Annotated in this window: 2 protein-coding genes and 1 pseudogene; 2 read left to right on the forward strand and 1 reads right to left on the reverse strand. The window is 71.3% G+C overall.

Features of this window, described 5'->3' with window-relative positions:
• A pseudogene (locus G5C62_RS28440) lies at nt 1–136 on the reverse strand (methyl-accepting chemotaxis protein); the annotation flags it as partial.
• 85 nt (nt 137–221) lie between these two features.
• Between G5C62_RS28440 and G5C62_RS26810 the strand changes: the two are divergent.
• Together G5C62_RS26810 and G5C62_RS26815 are read left to right on the forward strand one after the other, a co-directional pair.
• Nucleotides 222–569: a chemotaxis protein CheW gene (locus G5C62_RS26810; protein WP_346774142.1), complete on the forward strand. Its 348-nt coding sequence runs from the start codon at nt 222–224 to the stop codon at nt 567–569.
• A gap of 115 nt (nt 570–684) precedes the next feature.
• On the forward strand, nt 685–1846 hold a 1162-nt coding region (locus G5C62_RS26815; protein ID WP_164703388.1), incomplete at its 3' end, for a methyl-accepting chemotaxis protein.

The following is a 1846-nucleotide window of genomic DNA, read 5'->3' on the forward strand; positions in this document are numbered from 1 at the left end:
CCTGGGTGGTGGACGACGCCGCCGTGGAGACGCCGGTGATGTTGGTGGCGATCTCCGTCGACCCGCCGGCCGCCTCCTGCACCGACCGGGACATCTCGTTCGTGGTCGCGGTCTGCTCCTCCACCGCGACCGAAGCCTGGACCGTGCCGGCGACCAGTCAGCTCGCCACCTTCTGGCTGGACGGCGACCTCTACGGCGTCGAGGTCGAGCACGTCCAGGAGGTGCTGCGCAGCCAGAGCATCACCCGGGTGCCGCTGGCACCGCCGGCCGTCGCCGGGCTGATCAACCTGCGCGGCCAGGTCGTCACCGCGATCGAGCTGCGGGAGCGGCTCGGCCGGCCGGCCCGCCCGGAGGGTGAGCAGCCCGTCGTGATCGTCGTCCGGCTGCACGGCGAGGCGGTCAGCCTGCTGGTCGACAGCATCGCCGACGTCGTGGACGTCGACGTCCGCGACTTCGAGGCCCCGCCGGACACGCTCGACGGTGCGGCCCGCGAGCTGATCCGGGGTGCCTACAAGCTCTCCGGCCAGCTTCTCCTCGCCCTCGACGTGAACCGCGCCGTCGGCACCTGATCCCCTCCCTCGCTGCTCCCCTCCGCTCCGCAGGTCCGCGAGGGGAGCAGCGGGGACCGATCGCCCTGAACCAACAGCCCCCACCCGATCCGCTCCCCCTACCTGGAGACAGTCCATGAGCACCACAGCTCTTCCCCCTCGGCGGCTCGGGTGGTTCGCCGACCGACCGATCGGCGTCAAGATCGGGGCGGTCGTCGCCCTGCTCGCCCTCGTCGTCCTCGGCACGAACGCGCTGGCGATCGGCCGGATCAACGACATGCGCGATGGCCAGCTGGCCATCTACACCGAGAACCTCAAGCCGCTGAACTCCCTGTCGGCGGTGCAGCGGGCCACCGCGGCGCACCGCGCCCGCGTCCTGGAGTTCTCCTTCTCCGATGTGGCCCGGCAGCAGGAGCTGATCGGTCAGATGGAGGAGAAGCAGGCCGACGTGGAGGCCGCCCTGGCCGAGTACCAGCCCTACATCGTCGACCAGGCCGCGATGGACAAGTACCTGGACGCTCGGGCGTCGCTGCTCCAGCTGCTGACCACCACCGCCTTCCCGACGGGCGCCACGGGCAACATCGTCGGCTACGCCCAGCTGGTGCGCGAGACGATGCAGCCGCTCTTCGACGACATCGCCGACGGGCTGGAGGAGGAGGGCATCGCCCAGTCCGAGCAGGCGGCGGGGCGCAACGCCGCAGCCGCCGACGAGGCGAGCAGCTCCATCACCCTGCTGCTGACCGTCTCGATCGTCTCGATCGTCGTCGCGGCCGGGCTGGCCTTCCTGGTCATCCGCCGGATCCTCGCCACGGTCGGTTCCGTGCAGCGCTCCGTGCAGGCGATGGCCGACGGTGACCTGACCGTGCTGCCCGAGGCGCGCGACCGGGACGAGGTCGGCCAGATGGCCGAGTCGCTCGCCGCCGCGCAGACCAACCTCCGCTCGGTGATGGCCTCCGTCGTCGCCTCGTCCGATGCGGTCGCGGCCGCCTCGGAGGAGCTGTCGGCGTCCTCGGCGCAGATCTCCGCCTCGGCGGAGGAGACCTCGGCGCAGTCCGGGGTGGTGTCGGCTGCTGCGGAGGAGGTCAGCCGGAACGTGGCCACCGTCGCGGCCGGTGCTGAGCAGATGGGTGCCTCGATCCGGGAGATCAGCCAGAACGCGAACGAGGCGGCGCGGGTGGCGGCTCAGGCGGTGGCCGAGGCGGAGACGACGAACGCGACGGTGACGAAGCTGGGTGACTCCTCGCGGGAGATCGGCAACGTGATCAAGGTGATCACCTCGATCGCGGAGCAGACGAACC

Source organism: Modestobacter sp. KNN46-3 (assembly GCF_011039295.1).